The sequence below is a fragment of the Tychonema sp. LEGE 06208 genome (assembly GCF_015207505.1).
In the GTDB taxonomy this organism is placed as follows: domain Bacteria; phylum Cyanobacteriota; class Cyanobacteriia; order Cyanobacteriales; family Microcoleaceae; genus Microcoleus.
Genome location: NZ_JADEWT010000020.1, coordinates 25,777 through 44,617 on the forward strand (window position 1 = coordinate 25,777; position 18,841 = coordinate 44,617).

The following is an 18,841-nucleotide window of genomic DNA, read 5'->3' on the forward strand; positions in this document are numbered from 1 at the left end:
CGCTGCTCCCTATAATATCAGACTTGCTGATACGGGCAGTTACACGCTCAACGCACAAGTGCAGTGCGGGCGTATCAGTAGTTTTACGTACCAACATCTCCGGGTTTTTGGGCCCGGATGTCAGGTGCATTCAGGTAAAGCTAGCATCCGCCATCCCACGCGCCTGCTGCTGGTGCGTCTTGCAGTGTCGCGCCTTCTTTTCCACGAAGCCGCGATTCTGCAAGCGAGTTGGTGCTTGCACTGCGAAAAAGCAGCCGCAGCAGATTTAATTTTCTCTTCATACTCGATCGCTCATCCTCTAGAATTGTATATAGGTAAATATGCACACATAGGAAAAATTTATGAACGGGAGCGTCTCCAGCACCCCTGTCACCCTTTCGGACAGAGAATTGCAAGTGGTAGAGTTAGTAGCGGCGGGATTGACCAATGAGAAAATCGCTGAAAAGTTAGAAATTAGCAAGCGTACTGTTGACAACCACATTAGCAATATCTTGAACAAGACGCCCGCTGACAATCGAGTTTCGCTGGTGCGCTGGGCCTTGCAGTGGGGGAAGGTATGTATGGAGAATATTAACTGCTGCCCTCTACCGGGGCCGATCGATAAAGAAGTATCTTAAATAGGGATTTTGGTTGGGGACAGGCAAAGTAATGATGCAAACGGCACAAGAAAAACAACTCCGCTATCAAATTCAATCGCCGGGATTGCCGCTGACGGTATATCGCGAAGTAGCAGCCCATTTGCGTCAAGTTGAAGGCGTGGAAATCGGTTTAATTCCGCAGCAGTCGCAGCGGTTTGATTACAGCGACAGCCAAATTGGAGGTTTGTGGATACAGTATCCTGAAGGCTTCGATTTGGTCGATCGCCAGCGGGTCGATCGCATTTTGGCTTATTATGGCGATCGTTACGGAGCTTGGGAATTATTAAGTCATTAGTCAGTAGTCAGTAGTCAGTAGTCAGTAGTCATTAGTCATTAGTCATTAGTCAGTAGTCATTAGTCATTAGTCATTAGTCATTAGTCATTAGTCAGTAGTCATTAGTCATTAGTCAGTAGTCATTAGTCATTAGTCAGTAGTCATTAGTCAGTAGTCATTAGTCAGTAGTCATTAGTCATTAGTCATTAGTCATTAGTCAGTAGTCATTAGTCACTAGCTAAAAGTTAAGGACAGAGAACTAACGAATATAGAAGTTATTAACGGGAGCATCTCAGTTTAAGTATTGTATTAGTAGTGCTGTATAAAGCTCCAATAGCTTGTACAGATAGAGCGGGAACAATACTACAATATCATTCCAATCTAAATGGATCAATCCTAGACAATAGAATGTTAGAAACCCGATTTCTTAGATTTGGATGCGTCAGTTTTGTAAATTTCCTACGAGCAGTGACCAACGACCCATGACAATGAATAATGATAACTGACAACTGCCAACTGACAACTGCCAACTGCCAACTGCCAACTGCCAACTAACAACTAACAACTAACAACTAACAACTAACAACTAACAACTAACAACTGACAACTAACAACTAACAACTAACAACTAACAACTAACAACTAACTAAAAAAATGAGTGCAATTAAAACTTTACCGGGAACGCGGGATATTTTGCCCGCAGAAATTCAATATTGGCAAAACATAGAAGCAGTCGCTAGAACAATATTGCAAAAAGCAGCTTATCGAGAAATTCGGACGCCAATTTTTGAACAAACATCTTTATTTGAACGCGGCATCGGCGAAGCTACCGATGTTGTGGGCAAGGAAATGTACACTTTTAAAGACAAGGGCGATCGATCGATTACTTTGCGTCCAGAAGGCACCGCCGGAGTCGTGCGAGCTTTTATTCAAAACAGTTTGTACGCGGCTGGTGACGTACAGCGTCTGTGGTATGCGGGGCCGATGTTTCGCTACGAAGGCACGCAAGAAGGAAGACAGCGGCAGTTCAATCAAATTGGCGTGGAAGTCTTGGGGAGTGCGAATCCTCGTGCGGATGTCGAGGTAATTGCGATCGCCTGTGATATCCTGAAAACTATCGGTTTAAAAAATTTGCGACTCGATATTAACTCTGTCGGAAACAAGGAAGACCGACAAAATTATCGGCAAGCTTTGATCGATTATTTTACACCGCACAAAGACGAATTAGACGCCGATTCTCAAGACCGCTTGACTCGCAATCCGCTGCGGATTTTGGACAGCAAAAATCAGCGCACTCAAGAAATTGTAGCTGGTGCGCCGAGTATTTTGGACTATTTGGGAGAGGAATCGCGATCTCACTTCGAGCAAGTGCAGCTTATGCTCACAAATTTAGGAATTAGCTATCAGTTAAATCCCCGATTAGTGCGCGGTTTAGATTACTATACCAACACCGCATTTGAAATTATCTCCGACGATTTGGGAGCGCAATCAACAGTTTGCGGAGGCGGCCGCTACGACGGTTTAGTAAAGGAATTGGGCGGCCCAGATACGGCGGCAGTCGGTTGGGCAATGGGTATCGAAAGGTTGATTATCCTGCTGCAAAAGTTGCCACCTTTGCCCGCGCCCAAGTTAGATTTCTATTTGGTATCCAGGGGTGAAAAAGCAGAACAGCAATCGGTATGGTTAGCTCAAAAATTGCGAAGTTCCGGGTTTAGTGTAGAGATAGATTTGAGTGCTAGTCCTTTCAAGAAACAGTTTAAAAGAGCCGACAGAAGCGGTGCAGTTGCGTGTTTAGTTTTGGGTGATGCGGAAGCTGAAAATGAGACTGTACAATTGAAGTGGTTGGCGAGTGGTGAACAAAGTGCGATCGCCCAATCGGAACTGCTAGCAATGACCACCGAACTACAGCAGAAAATTAACAACCCTTAGAACGATCGCTTGTAGCCGAGTCTAGATCCCCCTAAATCCCCCTTAATAAGGGAGACTTTGACCGCACTCTTGTCCCCCCCCTTATTAAGGGTGGCAGGGGGGATCGAGACTCGGCTACAAACAAAAGAGACAGTCAATTAACATCCCAAAAACCAAGAGATATAATTTAATTATTAAAACCACTAACCTCTGATAAACTATGTCTGTAGCAACTAAAAATCCTGAAACAAAACTCACAATCACCTGGCCGCTACTCCCAGAAGATTTCCAACTACCAGATGACCCCGTGGAAGACGAAAGCCAACCATTATTAGCCTCGGCTTTGCGCCAACCGCTAACAGCATTTCCTGAATTAATGCGGGATGCCTTAATAGTTTCTAACTTTGCCTTGTGTGCCGGCATAAGTTTCCCAGGTTCAAGCAGCGACGAACAGCGTATTATTTGCAAAGCACCCGATTGGATGTACGTAAAACCAGTAAATCCCAAAAATGTCTCGCAAGTCCGCCGCAGTTACACGCCACACACAGAAGGAACCATCCCCCAAATCGTGATGGAGTTTCTTTCAGAAACCTACGGGGAAGAATACTCTGTTGAGTTTACCTCGCGGGTGGGAAAGTGGTATTTTTACGAGCAAGTAATTAAAGTCCCCAGATACGTCATATTCCGAGCAAAAACAGCTCATTTAGAAGTTTACGCTTTAGAATCAGATCACTACAACTTGCAAAAACCCGATGATAACGGACGTTATTGGATACCGGGATTAAACTTGTTTTTAGGAGTTTGGGAAGGAACCCACGAAGGGAGAACAGGCTGTTGGTTGAGATGGTGGGATGCAGAAGGCGAGTTGTTGCTGTGGTCGGAAGAAAGAGTAGAACAAGAACGTCAGCGGGGCGATCGCCAAAAACTCCGCGCTGAAAGATTGGCCGAAAAACTGCGTCAAGCCGGGATCGAGTTAGATGATGAAGAGTGAAATATCAATTGATGAGTCGAATTCGATGTGGTACGATCGCACTCTTGTAGTGCGGGCATCCCGTCCGCCCTTGGCTAACTTTACACTCCTATGTTAATCGAACGTCTCCAGCCGATCGCCTGGACAACAAAACCGCAACTCATATCCTTATTTTCTGGTTGCGGCGGCATGGATTTGCCATTCCACCAAGCCGGATTTGAGGTAGTTTGGGCGATCGACTCCAACAAATACGCCTGCCAAACATTCAGCAGAAATATCGCCGATGTCATAGTTAATGACAGCATAGAAAATATAGACATTGCACAAGTTCCCGAAGCTGAAATATGTATAGGAGGGTTCCCCTGTCAAGATTTCTCCCTAATTTGGAAGCGCCCCGGCCTTGAAGGAACCAGAGGCAATTTATACACATATTTTCTAGATTTTGTCAATAAAAAGAAGCCCAAAGCTTTTGTAGCAGAAAATGTCAAAGGTTTATTAAGTGCCAATAACTATCAAGCAATCAAACAAATAATTTCCGACTTTGAAAGTATAGCACCAGGTTACTTAGTTAAACCTAAACTTTACAACTTTGCCGATTACGGAGTGCCGCAATTTCGGCAAAGAGTATTATTAGTTGGCATTCGGATGGATACAGGATTTAACTTTGTGCATCCTCAGCCAAAATACGGTATAAATCGCAAAAATCCTTATCGAACTGCGGGCGAAGCGCTCAAGAATGTAGAAACAGTTCTCGACAATAACAAACATCATAAAATTCATACCCGAACCGTTGAAATTTTAAATCGAATTAAACCGGGAGGCAATTTTTCTGATATTCCCAAGGACAGTCCCTACTATGTCAAAGGCATGATCAGTCACGTTTATCGGCGAATTCATCCCGATAAACCATCATCGACAATTATTGCTGGTGGCGGTGGTGGAACTTGGGGTTATCATTATTTAGAACCCCGTTCTTTGACAAATCGCGAAAGAGCAAGATTGCAAACATTTCCCGATAATTTTGTTTTTGAAGGTTCTACTACTGAAGTGCGGCGACAGATTGGGAATGCAGTACCGCCGCAGGGAATTGCTGCTGTAGTCGAGTCTTTAATTCCACTATTTAAGGGGGATTATCCGCAAGTTGATTTATATGAAATGAGTCAAAAGTTGCAGGGGATGTCTATTCAAGAACGCTTAAAATGGGCTGAATTAGAACTTACTGAAAACATTTTACAATTAACCAGTAGTTTATAGTATAGTAAGTATAATATTTTATTCATTAACAGTCCTGGACGCATAAATACCAAAGAAACCGGGTTTTTCACCAGTGTCAAAGCCTCAAAAGCAGTAGTTTCGTAAAAAACTCGGTTTCTGGGCCCATGCAAGTCCTACACAATATATCAGGAGCCCCGGTTTCTGGGTCCATGCAAGTCCTACACAATATATCAGGAGCCAAAGTAAATAATACAGTTTGTCAAAGGCTACTACAGCGATTTTAAATTACCCAGTAACTCAGATATTCCTGAGCAATTACAGGAAACTCTTCACAGCGTTTGGGAAAGAAAGTATCGTGATTTATACGAAAGAGGCGGAAACAGCGATGTAGAATAAGCTTTTGTAGAAGTAATGACAGCATTTGGAATGCCTAATGATGCAATATCCCATCAGCGATATGTCTACATGGCCTATGGAATAGCATTGGCAGCTAAACCGACTATTAAACATTACTTTCCTGAAGAAAACAAGACTGATATCATTCAAGGAATTGTATCTTGTTGGCTAAAAGATGGCGGTGAAATTCCAGAAACTTGGGCTGATACCTTGTTTCCTCATATCAACAAAATTGGAAAATATCAAGCTACTGACGAAGCTTATAATATTTTCTACGGCTTGCTGCAAACACTCAACACGAAAATAGCTTATAATGCCATCTTGGATATTTTGTATGATGCCATTACGGGAGATGCTATTTCTGGTTTTGCTGCGGCCGGGCGAGATATGTTTAATTGGTGGTTGATAGAAGTAATTCCTGCAGCATACTGTTTAAAGCTGCCATCTGCTTTGTATTCGGGGAAATGGGAATTTCCGCCGTTGAGTAAGTGCGCGGAATTGAGTGGCGTAAATCAACCAAATAACTAATCAGGCACCATCAAACCCTTCAATATTCTCCCCTTTTCCTCCTCCCTCAACCCCTTAGACTGCACCAAAACCCCAAAACCGCCCAAACCCATCGGATCGATCGCTCTATGCAAAGCCTCCCTGCGCCGCAAAAACGTTGCCACATCCAACACTTCCGCATCATTTGTGGACAAAGAAGCAAGGCGATCGCCCAAACCCAACGCCATCAAAAACAAAGCCTGCTGAGTCAAACCCATTACCTTCAAACCGTACAATTCACCCTGCTTTTCCAACGCCGTAAAATCGACGTGAGCCGTTAAATCCTGCCGCCCCACATTAATATAAGGATTGTTGTGATATCGGTGGCGGTAATAACACTGTAGCGTCCCCTCGCTGCGCCTCGGATTGTAATAGCGGTGCGCCGGATGTCCGTAATCAATTGTTAACAGATATCCCCGCTGCAATTTTTCGGCAACTGTTTTTATCCAGTCTAAAGCTGCTAAATTAACCTCACTGCGATATCCGTCCGCATAAACAGTCGCGGACAAATCTATTTCCAATAAATCAAAATATTCGGCAATCTTAGGGTTAGAAATTTCGTCGCATACTTCAATAAACTTGCTTCCAGATTCTTTGTTTGGTTCTTCGTCGGCGGCAACATAAATTTCCCTAATTTGCCCTTCTTTTACGACAAATTGATGCACTGGAAAAGCATCGACTAATTCGTTAGAATAAAAGCAGCCGACGATAGAGTTATTAGCTATTTCATCCCAATTGCACCATTTGATATTTTTAAATTTGGCTAAATTTTGCTGCTGTTCCGCTTGGAGGATAGGGGAAATTTCAACAATAATGTATTCTAAAACTTTAAATAAATCGGGATATTGCCGTTGCAGGTATTGCAGCAAATCTACGGCAAATGTTCCCAGCCCTGCGCCCATTTCTACGATAGTAAAAGGATGAGGTTTGCCGAGAATTTGCCACATTTCCACAAATTGCTCGCCCAAAACTTCGGCAAAATCAGCACTCCAGTGAGGCGAGGTGATAAAATCGCCTTGTTTGCCGATCGGCGGGCGATCGCTATTGTAGTAACCCTGCTGCGGATGATATAATGCCAAATTCATATATTCAGCAAAAGTAATACGCTGCTGGGGACTGGCGGCAATTCTTTCGCAGATTAAAGCGCAGAGTTCCGGGTTACTATCGTTAATATCTGATTGCTGGGATGTCATAATTAAATTAAAGTTAATGTTATTTTATTTATGAAATAAAGATTTTTTTTAACCGCAGAGGGCGCAGAGGACACAGAGGAAGAGAAAAGACTGAGGTTTTGATTGATGTTCGGAAATTTGGGGTTGCTATACATGACTTACGCAGAACTTTTGTATATTATTAAATCATTACCCTTTGAATACCTACAAATTCAGGTAATTTTTCATTACCCTCTTCTTCTAAACAAAGTGCAATAACTTCTTTAATATTGGCAATCAACTCATCAATAGTCTCTCCTTGGCTATAACAGGCTTTTAGCTGTGGGACTTCCCCGACATAATAGCCATCTTCATCTCGTTCAATAATGACGTAGAACTCTTGCTTGCTGACATTCATTCTGCAACCTCTTTGTTCTTTAAATTTTACTATATCATTATTAACAGTCAGGGCTTTAGTCATACTCGTTTAATAACTAAAGCCCTTACTGCTAACAGCGGGTCTACCTGTCAACCGAGCCCATAATAATGTCGATACTCCCCAAAATTGCCACCAAATCCGCAATCTTCACGCCGCGCACAATGTGAGGCAAAATCTGCAAGTTATTGAAATCCGCAGCCCGAATCTTCCAGCGCCAAGGAAATGTACTATCATCCCCGATAATATAAATCCCCAACTCACCCTTACCGCTTTCAACGCGGACATAATGTTCGCCCTTGGGAATCTTAAAAGTCGGGGCAACTTTTTTGCCAATAAATTGATAGTCAAAACCATTCCATTCCGATTTTGGCCCGCTTTCTAAGCGCTTGGCTTCCAAGTTTTCGTAAGGGCCGCCGGGGAGTCCTTTCAAGGCTTGATAGATAATCTTAACCGACTCGCGCATCTCCCGAATCCGTACTAAATACCGGGCTAAACAATCGCCAGCAGCTTCGGTACAGACTTCCCAGTCGAAGTCGTCGTAGCATTCGTAATGGTCAACTTTCCGCAAATCCCAATTCACGCCGGAACCGCGCAACATCGGGCCGGATAGTCCCCAATTAATCGCTTCGGCGCGAGAGATAGTACCCAGTCCTTCAATCCGGCGGCGGAAGATTGGATTGTTGGTAATTAAACGTTCGTATTCGTCAATTTTTGGCAGGAAGTAATCGCAGAAATCTTCGCATTTGTCTACCCAACCGTAGGGTAAATCTGCTGCGACTCCGCCGATACGAAAATAGTTGTTGTTTACCATGCGGTAGCCGGTGGCTGCTTCCCACAAGTCGAGAATTGGTTCGCGATCGCGCATAGTATAGAAAAACGGAGTTTGCGCCCCCACGTCCGCCAAAAACGGCCCTACCCACATCAAGTGGTTCGCAATCCGGTTCAACTCCAGCATGATTACCCGAATGTAACTCGCCCGTTTGGGGACAGCAATATTGGCTAACTTTTCCGGTGCATTGACTGTCACCGCTTCGTTAAACATCCCCGCAGCGTAGTCCCAGCGGCTCACGTAGGGGACGTACATCACGTTAGTGCGGTTTTCGGCAATTTTTTCCATGCCGCGGTGTAGATAGCCTAAAACAGGCTCGCAGTCCACTACATCTTCGCCGTCCAGGGTGACAATTAACCGCAGTACCCCGTGCATGGATGGGTGGTGCGGGCCCATGTTTAGCACCATTGGTTCGGTTCTTGTCTCAATTCTTGACATAATAATTGGTAATTGGTAATTGGTAATTGGTAATTGGTCAGTGGTTAGTGGTCAGTGGTTAGTGGTCATTAGTCATTGGTCATTAGTCATTGGTCAGTGGTTAGTGGTCATTAGTCATTGGTTATTGGTTATTGGTTATTGGTCATTAGCAAAAAACTCTCTAACTGACAACTGACAACTGACAACTGACTACTGACTACTGACAACGGACAACTGACTACTGACTACTGACTACTGACAACTGACTACTGACAACTGACTACTGACTACTGTTGATTTTTGTTTCGCTTGTATAGATTATGAAGGATATCGAGCCGTCTGAGAAGGAGACTCCTGCATCAGATGTGAGTATTGAGGCTTATCACGTTTCTGTTTTGGCTAGTGAATTAATTGCTGGTTTAGCTGTGCGTCCGGGCGGGCGCTATTTGGATGCGACGCTTGGGGGCGGCGGACACACGAGTTTGATTTTAGCGGCGGCGGCTGATGTGAGTGTGGTGGCGATCGATCGCGACGAAGAAGCCATCCGTTTTTGCAGAGCCCGATTTGCTAAGGATCCCGTCGAGTTTTGGCACGGCAATTTTGCCCAATATCAGTCTCAAGAGGCCACATTTGATGGTATCATAGCAGACTTGGGCGTTAGCTCGGCTCAGTTCGATACACCGGAACGCGGCTTTAGTTTTCGCCACCCTGCTAAGTTAGATATGCGTATGAACCAGCAGCAATCTTTGACGGCCCAAGAGATTATCAATCACTGGGAAGAAGTTAAACTAGCAGATATTATTTACAGATACGGCGAGGAGCGCTTTTCGCGGCGCATTGCGAGGCGGATTGTCGCACAACGTCCTTTTGAAACTACTACAGAACTTGCAGGGGCGATCGCCAGCAGCTTCCCACCCAAGCAGCGCAACGGTAGAATCCATCCCGCCACCCGCACTTTCCAAGCTTTGAGGATAGCCGTCAACTCCGAACTCGCTTCTTTAGACACTTTTCTTAAGGAAGCGCCAAAGTGGCTAAAACCCGGTGGGAGAATTGGAATTATTACTTTTCACAGCCTCGAAGACAGACCGGTCAAGCACCAACTCCGAGGAACAGACTGTTTGCAGGTACTGACAAAAAAGCCGATCGTGCCACAATCGGAAGAAGTAGCTAGAAATCCCCGCTCTCGTTCTGCTAAGCTCAGACTGGCAGAAAAATTAACTTGATTCGGCAGCAAGGAAAGTCAAGCACGAGATCCAAACCAAGGCGAGGTCTGGTAAGACCGAACCCGGATGCAAGTTCCGAACTTCCTTGTGGTATCACTAACATGGCACTGACCTATGAAACCCGAAGCCCTCACGCAGATTCGGCTCCGCTGAATCCGACAAGGGTATTTGACAAGCTAGTTTTAGACCTGATTAATTCGCCTAGGAGTAGGGAATAGCATGAGTCGGGGAGATGGAAGCAAACTGAAACTAATGGTAGTCGATGACGAACCCGACAACTTGGATTTGCTGTACCGGACGTTTCGACGCGAATTTCAGGTTTACAAAGCAGATAGCGCCCTCAGCGCCCTGTCCGTTCTAGACGAACAAGGGGAGATGGCGGTGATTATATCTGATCAGCGGATGCCAGAAATGAATGGCACCGAGTTTTTGGGGAAAACAGTCGATCGCTTTCCTGATACGATTCGGATTCTGCTGACTGGATACACAGATGTTGAAGACTTGGTAGAAGCAATCAACGCAGGTCAAGTTTTCAAATACATCACCAAACCGTGGAATCCAGAAGAACTGAAATTAGTTATCAATCAAGCGTCCGAAACTTACAAATACTACAAGCAGCGCAGTGTTGCACTGCGCCGCGCTTTACGCAAGGAATCTCTGTTCAATGAGGTGATGAGCGTGATTCGCGGGTCGCTAGATTACTCTAGTATGGTACAAACTATTGTTCAAACCGTAGGCCAAACTTTTGAGGCCAACTATTGTATGCTGCGGCCGGTAGAGGGCGAGAGACTATTACCTAGTACCTTCCCCTACCAAGCCCAAGCGACGGAATCCAGCAGCTTTTCTTTTGATGAAAATTTGCTGGTTCAAGCCGTAGCCACCCGCCAAACTCAAGTCAACAATAGTGGCGGTGAGGGTAACTCGGTTGAGATTGCTGTGCCCCTGACTTATCAGCAAGACTTGCTGGCGGTACTGGCCCTGTGTCAGCAAGGTGGCACTAACCCTTGGTCGGCAGAAGATATAGAGTTAATAGAAGGTGTAGCAGCTCAAGCTGCTCTGGCCCTTTCTCAAGCTAAGCTCTATCAGCGCACTCTGGATTTAGCTAACCAGATGCAGAATGAGTTGGAAGTGGCCCGCCAAATCCAAACAAACTTGTTGCGCCAAAGTTGGCCTGATTTTGAAACCGTCAGGGTGCAAGCTTGTTGCTATCCGGCGCGGGAAGTTGGCGGTGACTTTTTTGAGGTCTACGTTCACTCGCAAGGGGATATTTGGATAGCGGTGGGTGATGTTTCCGGTAAAGGTGTTCCGGCTGCTCTATTTATGGCTAGCGCGATTTCGGTGATGCGGCGCGAACTTTCTCAAGAAATTTCTCCCGAGCCCGATCGAGTGATGCAGAATATGAATAGCAGTATGGCTGACGACCTGATCGGCAACAACCATTTTATTACGATGGTTGTAGCTCGTTACACTCCGTCAACGGGACACTTGGCTTTTGCTAATGCCGGTCACATTTACCCGATTGTTTGGTCGAATTCTGACGTGAAAGCTCAGACTGCTAGCGGTTTAACGCCAGCAGAGCCGAATTTCTTGAAAGCTCGCGGCATTCCCTTGGGGATACTGCCAGTTTGGAAAGGTAAAGCCGGTGCGATCGAATTAAAGTCAGGAGATGTATTTCTGCTGACGAGTGACGGGATTACTGAAGCTAGCGTGACCACTCCGGCGATCGCAGGGGGCGAAGCAACCCGTTCTATGCTACAACAAGAAGGGCTTTGGCAACTCTTGATTGAGGAGCCTGGTTCCATCAACTTGGACAATTTGTTGGCCTACATCCGAGCTGACAATCCTATTCAGGAAGATGACCAAACCATACTTTCTCTGGAGGTTCTCTGAATCTGTCAGCTATCCCGACAATCATAGTCGGGGGCTTTGGGTCTTAAAAACTCCAGCCCTCGGTTGACAGAGAAATTGGGATACAAGCCCCTTCTGAGCGTGGCCGGCTTTGTGCGATAATTTAAGTGGTTGAAATCCCCACCTAAGAGTGCAGCGATATATACTCATCAGAGTTGAAACCGGGACTGCTCCAGTAATAGGGAAAGACTGAAGGGCAATGGTTAAAATCCAACCTGGAAGCAAAACAAAAGTATTGTTAATATTCCCAAAAAAAACGATACATATTAGTCGCCATAGGGCATTAGGAGACTCTAAACGGACAGGTCGGGACTGTAAGACTACCTTGGTAGCAGGACTCGTTGAAGTGTCAAGAATCCCCGCTCGTTTACGACGGGGAGTATGTCAAAGGCTACAGATTAACACAGAGAACGCGGGCGACAGGCAAAAGTTACAGAACTAGCGCGTCAGTGGCTAACTCTTAATTGATGCTTCTTGGTGAATGCTTTCGGCGAAAGTCTATTGCCTCGATCGCCCAGTATTGAGTATCCTTCATGTAGCGACAAGTATTAACGCCAAATTAATTCGGCGTGTTGTATTTCATCCCTGGTCAGAAGACACGGGTTTCCAAACTTACAGGATTTTTTTATGAATACTGAGCTTCATGTACCAAGCGACTTGCGGTTTTTAACAATTGTTGAAAATTGGTTGCTGAGCAGTTTGGAAGTTGAGCTAGGAGAGCACATCGATTGGCCGCGTCAGTCGAATCGTTTGCGCTTGGTGTTAGCAGAAGCCTATTCTAACGTGATCCGCCACGCTCACAAAGATCAACCCAATTTGCCGGTGTTAATTCGCTTGAATTTAAAAAATCGGGATATTGGTTTAGAAATTTGGGATTATGGTAAAGGTTACGAAATGGACACTTACAGTCCCCCGAGGCCGGAAGCGAAGCAGGAAAGCGGCTATGGCTGGCTGATTATGAGCAGACTGATGGATCGGGTGGATTACAGTTTGCAACTAGACGGCCGCAATTGTCTGAAGTTGGAAGCGAGTTTGCCAGAAAAATCTTAATTTGCCGTTAGATTGTGTCCGATGGTCGATTAACTGCAATAAGCAAAGTTCGTAGTGCCGAATGCGAGTCCACAACAAGTGAGCGGACTCGCATTCCGCACTACAAACTGTTTTTGTTATGGTAATTGACGCGATCTCAGTCCTCGGTCATTAGTGATTACTGATTAACGATCGCGAATACACAAAATGACCAAAATAATTAGGACGGCGTTCTAGCTATTTTGACAATTTTGTCTGCCAAAAAAACCGGGTTTTTCGAGAGTTGGCGGCGCTTCAGCGGAGATTTGGCGAAAAACCTGGTTTCTGCCTCAGTGACGCAAAAACACCTCACAAACGGGTTTTTTCGAGAGTTGGCAGCGCTTCACCGGAGATTTGGCGAAAAACCTGGTTTCTGCCTCAGTGACGCACAAATATCGATCGAGCTATGATATCGTTTCCGGTTGCATCGGAATAATAAAATCGAGTCAACAGTTAAGACTCAACCATTCAGTTTTTCGACCCGCCAGTCAACAGTCAGTAGGGGCGGTGGATGGTGCGTGCGGGCCCTCTTAACAGTCAACAATCACCTGACGGTACAACCGGAATTGATATGACGCGCGATCGACAGGTGAAACCCCAATATTCAATTTAAGTATGAAGTAAGTCGGTGGGGAAAAACACAACTGTGTTAAGAAAGATAAATGAGGCTCAAACCCCAATCCCTCCTGCATTCTGTCTCCTGACTCCTGCCTCATCCCAACTACAAATATTTACGCCTTTCTACTAAACTTATTAAACGTTGAATTTTTTATGGGGTCGCAGATTTAGCAATTCTTGGGCTGAAGCTAACAGCTTGACGGTGACAGAAAAGATTTCTCGGTCAGAATTGAGCACGAACAGCCATCCGACATTAACACCAAATACGGAAGTTTTCACCCAGCCGCTGACATGAACTTCAACTCGGTCATCTTCTAAAATTTGGCTGCTACCTTGCTGCGGTTCGAGCTGCATTCCTCGCGCTTCTGTTTTTAGATAAGTGGCGATCGAGCTTTTACCGATAATTGGCTCTTCAAAGGGCGCGTGCAGAACTCCATCCTCAGCAAACAAATTAGCAGTATCTTCAAAATTGCCTGCATTTAAAGTTTCAAAATATTGCAGTATCACTGGCTTTGTGATACCAGCAATCTCGATAGAGCGAGTTAAAATAGGTCTAGTTGTGGCAGTCATAAAATAAATGATTTGAAAGGAATGAATCTACTTTAATCATTATGTTTGTCGCAGCAAATCCCTCAAAAGATATAGGTAGGGCTAGGGATAAATTCTCTGAATAAAAAGAGTAACATACAGCAATCTCAAATCTCAAATTGTATAAACCCACACACTTAACTTGTTCCCTGGCTGGGTCTGGGAACAGAGGTCTAGACGCTCTGCCTCGCTTGTTGGAAAAAAAGGAGCCAGAGCTGATCGATCAGCGTTACCAGGCGCTACTGGTAACGAGTAAACGAGTAGTCCTTAAAATCTAAAATCTAAAATCAACTAAACCCAGACACTTTTAAAGTATCTGGGTTTCTGTGCAAGTCTGTTTGACAAACGCCAAACAGAATATTCTATTTGCGGATCAGGTTGAGCAATTCTTTAGGAGAGGCCAACAAGTCGATCGCCACAAAGAAAATTTGACCTTGGGGATCGAGCAAAAACCGCCACGCAATGTTCATACCCACATTCGAGCCGAACCAAGGAGTTTCGACTTTACCGGTAACTTTCACTTGGCGGTAGCCATCTTCTGCAGGCTCGGACACGCCTTCTTGGGGCATCATTTTCAGTCCGATGCACTCTTCCCGCATATAGTTGAGGATAGCTTCGCGACCGACGATCGGCTTTTGGAAAGGCGGTTGCAGAGCGCCTTCTTCGGCAAATAAACCGACGGCTGGGGTGAAGTCGAAGGCATTCATGTAGTCGATGTAGCTGAGCACGGTCTGCTCGCTGATACCCTTAATCTCGGTTTTCACCCGCTCTGCTACTGCGGTGGGAGTGCTGCGGGGGGCAGCTCGTTTGCCGTACTCTTGGCTGAAATCTGGATCGTAGCCCATGTGAACTACCGTGTTGCGAAGTACGGTAATTTGTTGGCCCGGATCGAGTGTTTTGATGGTTTCGAGAACTGCGGTGGCTTCGGGAGACATTTGATAGCCTGCAGGGATGGGGGCGACAACGCCCTGTTTCATCATTTGTCCCAACTCATACCAGAAACCGAGTTTGGTGTTGACGCGCAAGGATGTGTAAATCCGGCCGATTGTGGTGTCGGCGTTGCTGGCGAGGTCAAACATGGTTTTGCTTTGATCAGCAGGCGACATTTGCTTGATTTCGTTGAGAATGCCTTCGACTAGCGCCATGCTGGCTACTCCCGGAGCTGCTGCGGTGATGGAGATGCCCATTTCGGTGTAGGCATACCAGAGGAGTGCGAGTTGGTCTTCAACACTGAGTTTGTAGAACGCTTCGGTGGTAGCGGGAACAGCACTCGCAATCTCGGTGTTTGAGAAAATTGATTGAGCTGATTGAATACTAACTGCCATGTGTATGCTGTGGGATTCGCTGTTGGTTTTACTTGCCGACTTGAATAGACGAACCCATTTCTCCTTTGATTACATTATGTAACGTTTTTGAGCTTTTTGAGTTCAAATTTATAAATATAAAGATTGTGAAAGTATTATCGATTCTTTTCCCAAAGATCCTCTGAAAATTACTAGACTTATTGCACATTTTATGCTGCGGTTGCTAATTCTGTGAAAATATCAATTAATCGCGATCGCATTCAGCAAAAAGCCCTTGAGCTGGGATTTCACAAAGTGGGAATCGCCTCTGCAGACGCGGATGTCGATATAGAAAAACAAAGATTGCAAGCTTGGCTGGACAAGGGTTATCAGGCGGATATGGCATGGATGACAAACCCGAAACGCTCCGATATTCGATCGCTCATGCCAGAGGTGAAGTCATTAATATGTGTTGCCATTAACTACTACACGCCCCACCAGCGCCCCGAAAATTCCCTGTTGGAGGGGGGGGACGGTGCAGCGGTCAAATATGCTAAAATCTCTCGCTACGGTTGGGGGCGGGATTACCACAGAATTTTGCACAAAAAACTCAAGGTTTTGGCAAATTGGGTGCGATCGCAAAGCGAGGGAATTGAAGCGCGCTATTATGCTGATACCGGGCCGGTTCAGGATAAAATGTGGGCGCAGCGTGCAGGAATTGGCTGGATTGCCAAAAATGGTAATTTAATTTCGCGAGAATACGGTTCTTGGGTGTTTTTGGGCGAAATCTTGACTAATTTGGAGTTAGCGCCGGATGCTCCCCATACGGAACATTGCGGTAGTTGCACTCGCTGCATTGATGCGTGTCCGACGGCGGCTATTACTGAGCCTTTTGTCGTGAATGCCGATCGGTGCATAGCCTATCATACGATCGAGAATCGAGCCGAAAAACTCCCCGACGAAATAGCATCTAATTTACAAGGTTGGGTTGCCGGTTGCGATATTTGTCAAGATATTTGTCCTTGGAATCAGCGATTTGCTCAACCAACAGATGTTACAGAATTTGAGCCTTATCCTGAAAATATAGCGCCGACACTTGCAGAATTAGCCGACATTTCCGACGAGGAATGGAACCGCAGATTTACAGCTTCGGCGCTGCGGCGAATTAAACCGGAAATGCTGCGTAGAAATGCCAAAGCCAATCAAATTAATAGTCATTAGTCCTCAGTCAGTGGTCATTAGAGCTAATATATTAGGCAAGATTGTACTCATTTCCCAATTATCTTGAAATGCCTCTGCGTTCATCTCTGTTGATCCGGCTTACATCTGCGATTTATATATCAATGAACGATTTATGCAATCTTGTCTGTTATATTCTAGAATGCGATAAATTATCCCAATATAAAATATAAAATAGTATGATTCTCTATTCCTTATTTGCTGTTGTCCAATGACCAAAGTAATTATTTTTGATTTTGACGGTACTTTAGCAGATACAATTGATATTCTTCTGAGCATCACCAACCGTTTGTCAGCAGAATTCGGCTTTAAGTCTGCGACAAAAGAGGAACTCGCTCAACTGAGCAACTTAAATTCTTGGGAAATTCTTCGTTATTCTGGCATTTCCCTCTTCAAATTCCCGCTGCTGATTAGAAAATTGAGATCTGAATTACGCAGTGAAATTTCAGACGTTCAATTATTTCCGGGAATTAAAGAAGTTTTGCTGGAGTTGAAAAAACGGGGGTTTCAACTGGGCATTATCACATCTAATTCCAGAGAAAATGTCTTAGCGGCGCTGGAAAATAACAATTTACAAGATACTTTCACGTTTATTTACTCAGGTTCAACTTTCGGGAAACATAAAGTTATTAATAAATGGCTCCGAAAAGAGCATATAAATCCTGAAGAAGTCTTTTATGTGGGAGATGAGATTAGAGATATAGACGCTGCTAGAAAAACTGGAATTAAAATAATTGCTGTAGGTTGGGGTTTTAATTCTCAGGAGGTTTTGGTCTTACACCATCCCGATTTTTTGATTGAACGTCCCCAGCAATTGATCGAGATTATGAGTAATCTGGGAGGAGTGTAAAGTGTTGTAAATAAATACTTCCAAATTTAAAGTAGTAAAAACTTTATGTCAGAACCGATTGAAAAAATGAATGGAGGCTGATATAAATGTGAAGGAGAAAGATTTACTCGATCGCTCAAATAAAGAGGAACAGTATTATGTCAGCATTTGAAACTTTCTTGACTTTTAGCTTGGCTTCCACTTGCGCGGTAGCTACTTTGGCAACTTGGTTGCGTTTCACCTATCCGCCTTCTGTTAAACGCAATTAATTGGATTATTTTTTGAATTTGGTATGAGAAATCGGGTTCCTTAGACTTTGCGTCATTCCCAGAAACCCGGTTTCTCTCGATTTTTTTTGCCACCCAGCAGATATTTTATGAGAAACCGGGTTTCTTAGAATTTGCGTCATCCCCAGAAAGAAAGAATCATGTTTTAGTCTCCTTCGCCTAGTTTCAGTGCGGCTAAAACGGCTTGCTGGCTAACTGCTTGGTAAATTTTACTAAAATGCTGCTTGAGTGCGTCAGAGGCGGGGGAAGATTTGCTACTGGTTGCTGTTGGGTTGGTTGCTAGGGGAATCGGGCCTAAAATATCTAAGACTGTTTCGCTGCTGGGCGGCGGCACAATTACGACTAAAGATGATTCTAGCTGCTGGTTGTATTCCCAAAAGCGATCGACCTTCGGCAATTTAGAATTCGCAGTCGGGGAATTTTTGCCGGAGTTGAGTTGAGAATTTTCCTCTCCTTGGGTACCCCGTGTCTGACGCAAAGCTGTCAAGATTTGCTCTTTGGTTCTTCCCCGCAGTTGAAAAAGTACAAAGGGGTCTTCTCCGAAGCGATCGCCCAATAAGTAGTATACTGCACTGATGTGCTTGCAAGGATTTTTGGGGTCTGGACAGGTGCAGCGCGATCGAATATCAGATAAACTTAACGGAAATAGCGTTTTTCCAGCCGCTGCAAATACATCTTCAATATTGTGCGGCATTTCTCCAGCTAATAATTTAGCCGAAAAAACCGCTCTTTGGGACATATTTTCAATCACATAATCCCAATCTTCATCGCTCAATGTATCGAGCCCTAAAGAAACTTGATAGGGTTTGGGGTCTGTTCCTTGAACGATAGCAATTACTTCTTGATTAGGGAATTTAATGCTGAGAACTTTACCTTCGCGCGCGTATTGCCAGCCGCGCTCTAAACGCTTTTTGAAGCGGTAGGTATTGATTAAATCGAGCCACTGTTGTGTCCACCATTCTCTGTCAATCATTTATCTTTTGGGCCTGGGGCATGGGGCATTAGTCAGCAGTCA

General features: G+C 44.8%; 18 protein-coding genes. 11 read left to right on the plus strand and 7 right to left on the minus strand.

The window, feature by feature from the left end:
* Positions 1-140 precede the first annotated feature (140 nt).
* Positions 141-281: a hypothetical protein gene (locus IQ263_RS07785; protein ID WP_194066930.1), complete on the minus strand. Its 141-nt coding sequence runs from the start codon at positions 279-281 to the stop codon at positions 141-143.
* A 60-nt stretch (positions 282-341) separates the two neighbouring features.
* Between IQ263_RS07785 and pedR the strand changes: the two genes are divergently transcribed.
* The 6 genes from pedR (at position 342) to IQ263_RS07815 (ending at position 5,929) form a co-directional block, all read left to right on the plus strand.
* Positions 342-617 carry a photosynthetic electron transport-dependent transcriptional regulator PedR gene (pedR, locus tag IQ263_RS07790; protein ID WP_194066931.1) on the plus strand — a complete coding sequence of 92 codons (276 nt, stop codon included), beginning with the start codon at positions 342-344 and terminating at the stop codon, positions 615-617.
* A gap of 34 nt (positions 618-651) precedes the next feature.
* On the plus strand, positions 652-933 hold the full coding sequence (locus IQ263_RS07795) for a hypothetical protein (protein ID WP_194066954.1): 282 nt from the start codon (positions 652-654) through the stop codon (positions 931-933).
* A 633-nt stretch (positions 934-1,566) separates the two neighbouring features.
* Positions 1,567-2,841 carry a histidine--tRNA ligase gene (hisS, locus tag IQ263_RS07800; protein ID WP_194066932.1) on the plus strand — a complete coding sequence of 425 codons (1,275 nt, stop codon included), beginning with the start codon at positions 1,567-1,569 and terminating at the stop codon, positions 2,839-2,841.
* Positions 2,842-3,040: 199 nt separating this feature from the next.
* Positions 3,041-3,811: a Uma2 family endonuclease gene (locus tag IQ263_RS07805; RefSeq protein ID WP_194066933.1), complete on the plus strand. Its 771-nt coding sequence runs from the start codon at positions 3,041-3,043 to the stop codon at positions 3,809-3,811.
* A 90-nt stretch (positions 3,812-3,901) separates the two neighbouring features.
* Positions 3,902-5,044, plus strand: a complete 1,143-nt coding sequence (locus tag IQ263_RS07810; protein WP_194066934.1) for a DNA cytosine methyltransferase — start codon at positions 3,902-3,904, stop codon at positions 5,042-5,044.
* Positions 5,045-5,416: 372 nt separating this feature from the next.
* Positions 5,417-5,929: a hypothetical protein gene (locus IQ263_RS07815; protein WP_228049874.1), complete on the plus strand. Its 513-nt coding sequence runs from the start codon at positions 5,417-5,419 to the stop codon at positions 5,927-5,929.
* Here IQ263_RS07815 and IQ263_RS07820 read toward each other — a convergent pair.
* The 3 genes from IQ263_RS07820 to IQ263_RS07830 form a co-directional block, all read right to left on the minus strand.
* Positions 5,926-7,140: a class I SAM-dependent methyltransferase gene (locus IQ263_RS07820; protein ID WP_194066935.1), complete on the minus strand. Its 1,215-nt coding sequence runs from the start codon at positions 7,138-7,140 to the stop codon at positions 5,926-5,928. The genes IQ263_RS07815 and IQ263_RS07820 overlap by 4 nt on opposite strands.
* A 160-nt stretch (positions 7,141-7,300) precedes the next feature.
* The gene (locus IQ263_RS07825) at positions 7,301-7,579 is read right to left on the minus strand and encodes a type II toxin-antitoxin system HicB family antitoxin (protein WP_228049875.1); all 279 of its coding nucleotides are present in this window, start codon (positions 7,577-7,579) and stop codon (positions 7,301-7,303) included.
* A gap of 40 nt (positions 7,580-7,619) precedes the next feature.
* Positions 7,620-8,804 (minus strand): NAD(P)H-quinone oxidoreductase subunit H, encoded by a 1,185-nt coding sequence (locus tag IQ263_RS07830; protein WP_194066936.1) that lies wholly within the window; start codon positions 8,802-8,804, stop codon positions 7,620-7,622.
* Positions 8,805-9,103: 299 nt separating this feature from the next.
* Between IQ263_RS07830 and rsmH the strand changes: the two genes are divergently transcribed.
* The 3 genes from rsmH (at position 9,104) to IQ263_RS07845 (ending at position 12,964) form a co-directional block, all read left to right on the plus strand.
* A complete protein-coding gene (rsmH, locus tag IQ263_RS07835; RefSeq protein ID WP_194066937.1) occupies positions 9,104-10,006 on the plus strand; it encodes a 16S rRNA (cytosine(1402)-N(4))-methyltransferase RsmH in 903 nt (300 codons plus the stop codon).
* Positions 10,007-10,225: 219 nt separating this feature from the next.
* Positions 10,226-11,896 (plus strand): SpoIIE family protein phosphatase, encoded by a 1,671-nt coding sequence (locus IQ263_RS07840; protein WP_194066938.1) that lies wholly within the window; start codon positions 10,226-10,228, stop codon positions 11,894-11,896.
* 645 nt (positions 11,897-12,541) lie between these two features.
* Positions 12,542-12,964 carry an ATP-binding protein gene (locus IQ263_RS07845; protein WP_194066939.1) on the plus strand — a complete coding sequence of 141 codons (423 nt, stop codon included), beginning with the start codon at positions 12,542-12,544 and terminating at the stop codon, positions 12,962-12,964.
* 771 nt (positions 12,965-13,735) lie between these two features.
* Here IQ263_RS07845 and IQ263_RS07850 read toward each other — a convergent pair.
* The gene (locus IQ263_RS07850) at positions 13,736-14,170 is read right to left on the minus strand and encodes a nuclear transport factor 2 family protein (RefSeq protein ID WP_194066940.1); all 435 of its coding nucleotides are present in this window, start codon (positions 14,168-14,170) and stop codon (positions 13,736-13,738) included.
* Between the two features lie 380 nt (positions 14,171-14,550).
* On the minus strand, positions 14,551-15,513 hold the full coding sequence (locus IQ263_RS07855; RefSeq protein WP_194066941.1) for an orange carotenoid protein N-terminal domain-containing protein: 963 nt from the start codon (positions 15,511-15,513) through the stop codon (positions 14,551-14,553).
* 210 nt (positions 15,514-15,723) lie between these two features.
* On the opposite strand from IQ263_RS07855, the gene queG reads away from it, so the two are divergent.
* Together queG and IQ263_RS07865 are read left to right on the plus strand one after the other, a co-directional pair.
* Entirely contained in the window at positions 15,724-16,692 is a 969-nt protein-coding gene (gene queG / locus IQ263_RS07860) for a tRNA epoxyqueuosine(34) reductase QueG (protein WP_333194040.1), read from the plus strand.
* A gap of 229 nt (positions 16,693-16,921) precedes the next feature.
* Positions 16,922-17,560, plus strand: a complete 639-nt coding sequence (locus IQ263_RS07865) for an HAD-IA family hydrolase (RefSeq protein ID WP_194066942.1) — start codon at positions 16,922-16,924, stop codon at positions 17,558-17,560.
* 411 nt (positions 17,561-17,971) lie between these two features.
* Here IQ263_RS07865 and IQ263_RS07870 read toward each other — a convergent pair whose 3' ends face one another.
* Positions 17,972-18,799: an SWIM zinc finger family protein gene (locus IQ263_RS07870; RefSeq protein ID WP_194066943.1), complete on the minus strand. Its 828-nt coding sequence runs from the start codon at positions 18,797-18,799 to the stop codon at positions 17,972-17,974.
* Between the last annotated feature and the right edge of the window lie 42 nt (positions 18,800-18,841).

Coding starts and splice junctions, on each gene's coding strand:
- IQ263_RS07795 (WP_194066954.1), top strand. CDS start 652: ATGCAAACGGCACAAGAAAAACAACTCCGCTATCAAATTCAATCGCCG.
- IQ263_RS07845 (WP_194066939.1), top strand. CDS start 12,542: ATGAATACTGAGCTTCATGTACCAAGCGACTTGCGGTTTTTAACAATT.
- IQ263_RS07810 (WP_194066934.1), top strand. CDS start 3,902: ATGTTAATCGAACGTCTCCAGCCGATCGCCTGGACAACAAAACCGCAA.
- IQ263_RS07830 (WP_194066936.1), bottom strand. CDS start 8,804: ATGTCAAGAATTGAGACAAGAACCGAACCAATGGTGCTAAACATGGGC.
- IQ263_RS07840 (WP_194066938.1), top strand. CDS start 10,226: ATGAGTCGGGGAGATGGAAGCAAACTGAAACTAATGGTAGTCGATGAC.
- IQ263_RS07855 (WP_194066941.1), bottom strand. CDS start 15,513: ATGGCAGTTAGTATTCAATCAGCTCAATCAATTTTCTCAAACACCGAG.
- IQ263_RS07820 (WP_194066935.1), bottom strand. CDS start 7,140: ATGACATCCCAGCAATCAGATATTAACGATAGTAACCCGGAACTCTGC.
- IQ263_RS07785 (WP_194066930.1), bottom strand. CDS start 281: ATGAAGAGAAAATTAAATCTGCTGCGGCTGCTTTTTCGCAGTGCAAGC.
- IQ263_RS07825 (WP_228049875.1), bottom strand. CDS start 7,579: ATGACTAAAGCCCTGACTGTTAATAATGATATAGTAAAATTTAAAGAA.
- IQ263_RS07815 (WP_228049874.1), top strand. CDS start 5,417: ATGACAGCATTTGGAATGCCTAATGATGCAATATCCCATCAGCGATAT.
- rsmH (WP_194066937.1), top strand. CDS start 9,104: ATGAAGGATATCGAGCCGTCTGAGAAGGAGACTCCTGCATCAGATGTG.
- pedR (WP_194066931.1), top strand. CDS start 342: ATGAACGGGAGCGTCTCCAGCACCCCTGTCACCCTTTCGGACAGAGAA.
- IQ263_RS07850 (WP_194066940.1), bottom strand. CDS start 14,170: ATGACTGCCACAACTAGACCTATTTTAACTCGCTCTATCGAGATTGCT.
- hisS (WP_194066932.1), top strand. CDS start 1,567: ATGAGTGCAATTAAAACTTTACCGGGAACGCGGGATATTTTGCCCGCA.
- IQ263_RS07870 (WP_194066943.1), bottom strand. CDS start 18,799: ATGATTGACAGAGAATGGTGGACACAACAGTGGCTCGATTTAATCAAT.
- IQ263_RS07805 (WP_194066933.1), top strand. CDS start 3,041: ATGTCTGTAGCAACTAAAAATCCTGAAACAAAACTCACAATCACCTGG.
- IQ263_RS07865 (WP_194066942.1), top strand. CDS start 16,922: ATGACCAAAGTAATTATTTTTGATTTTGACGGTACTTTAGCAGATACA.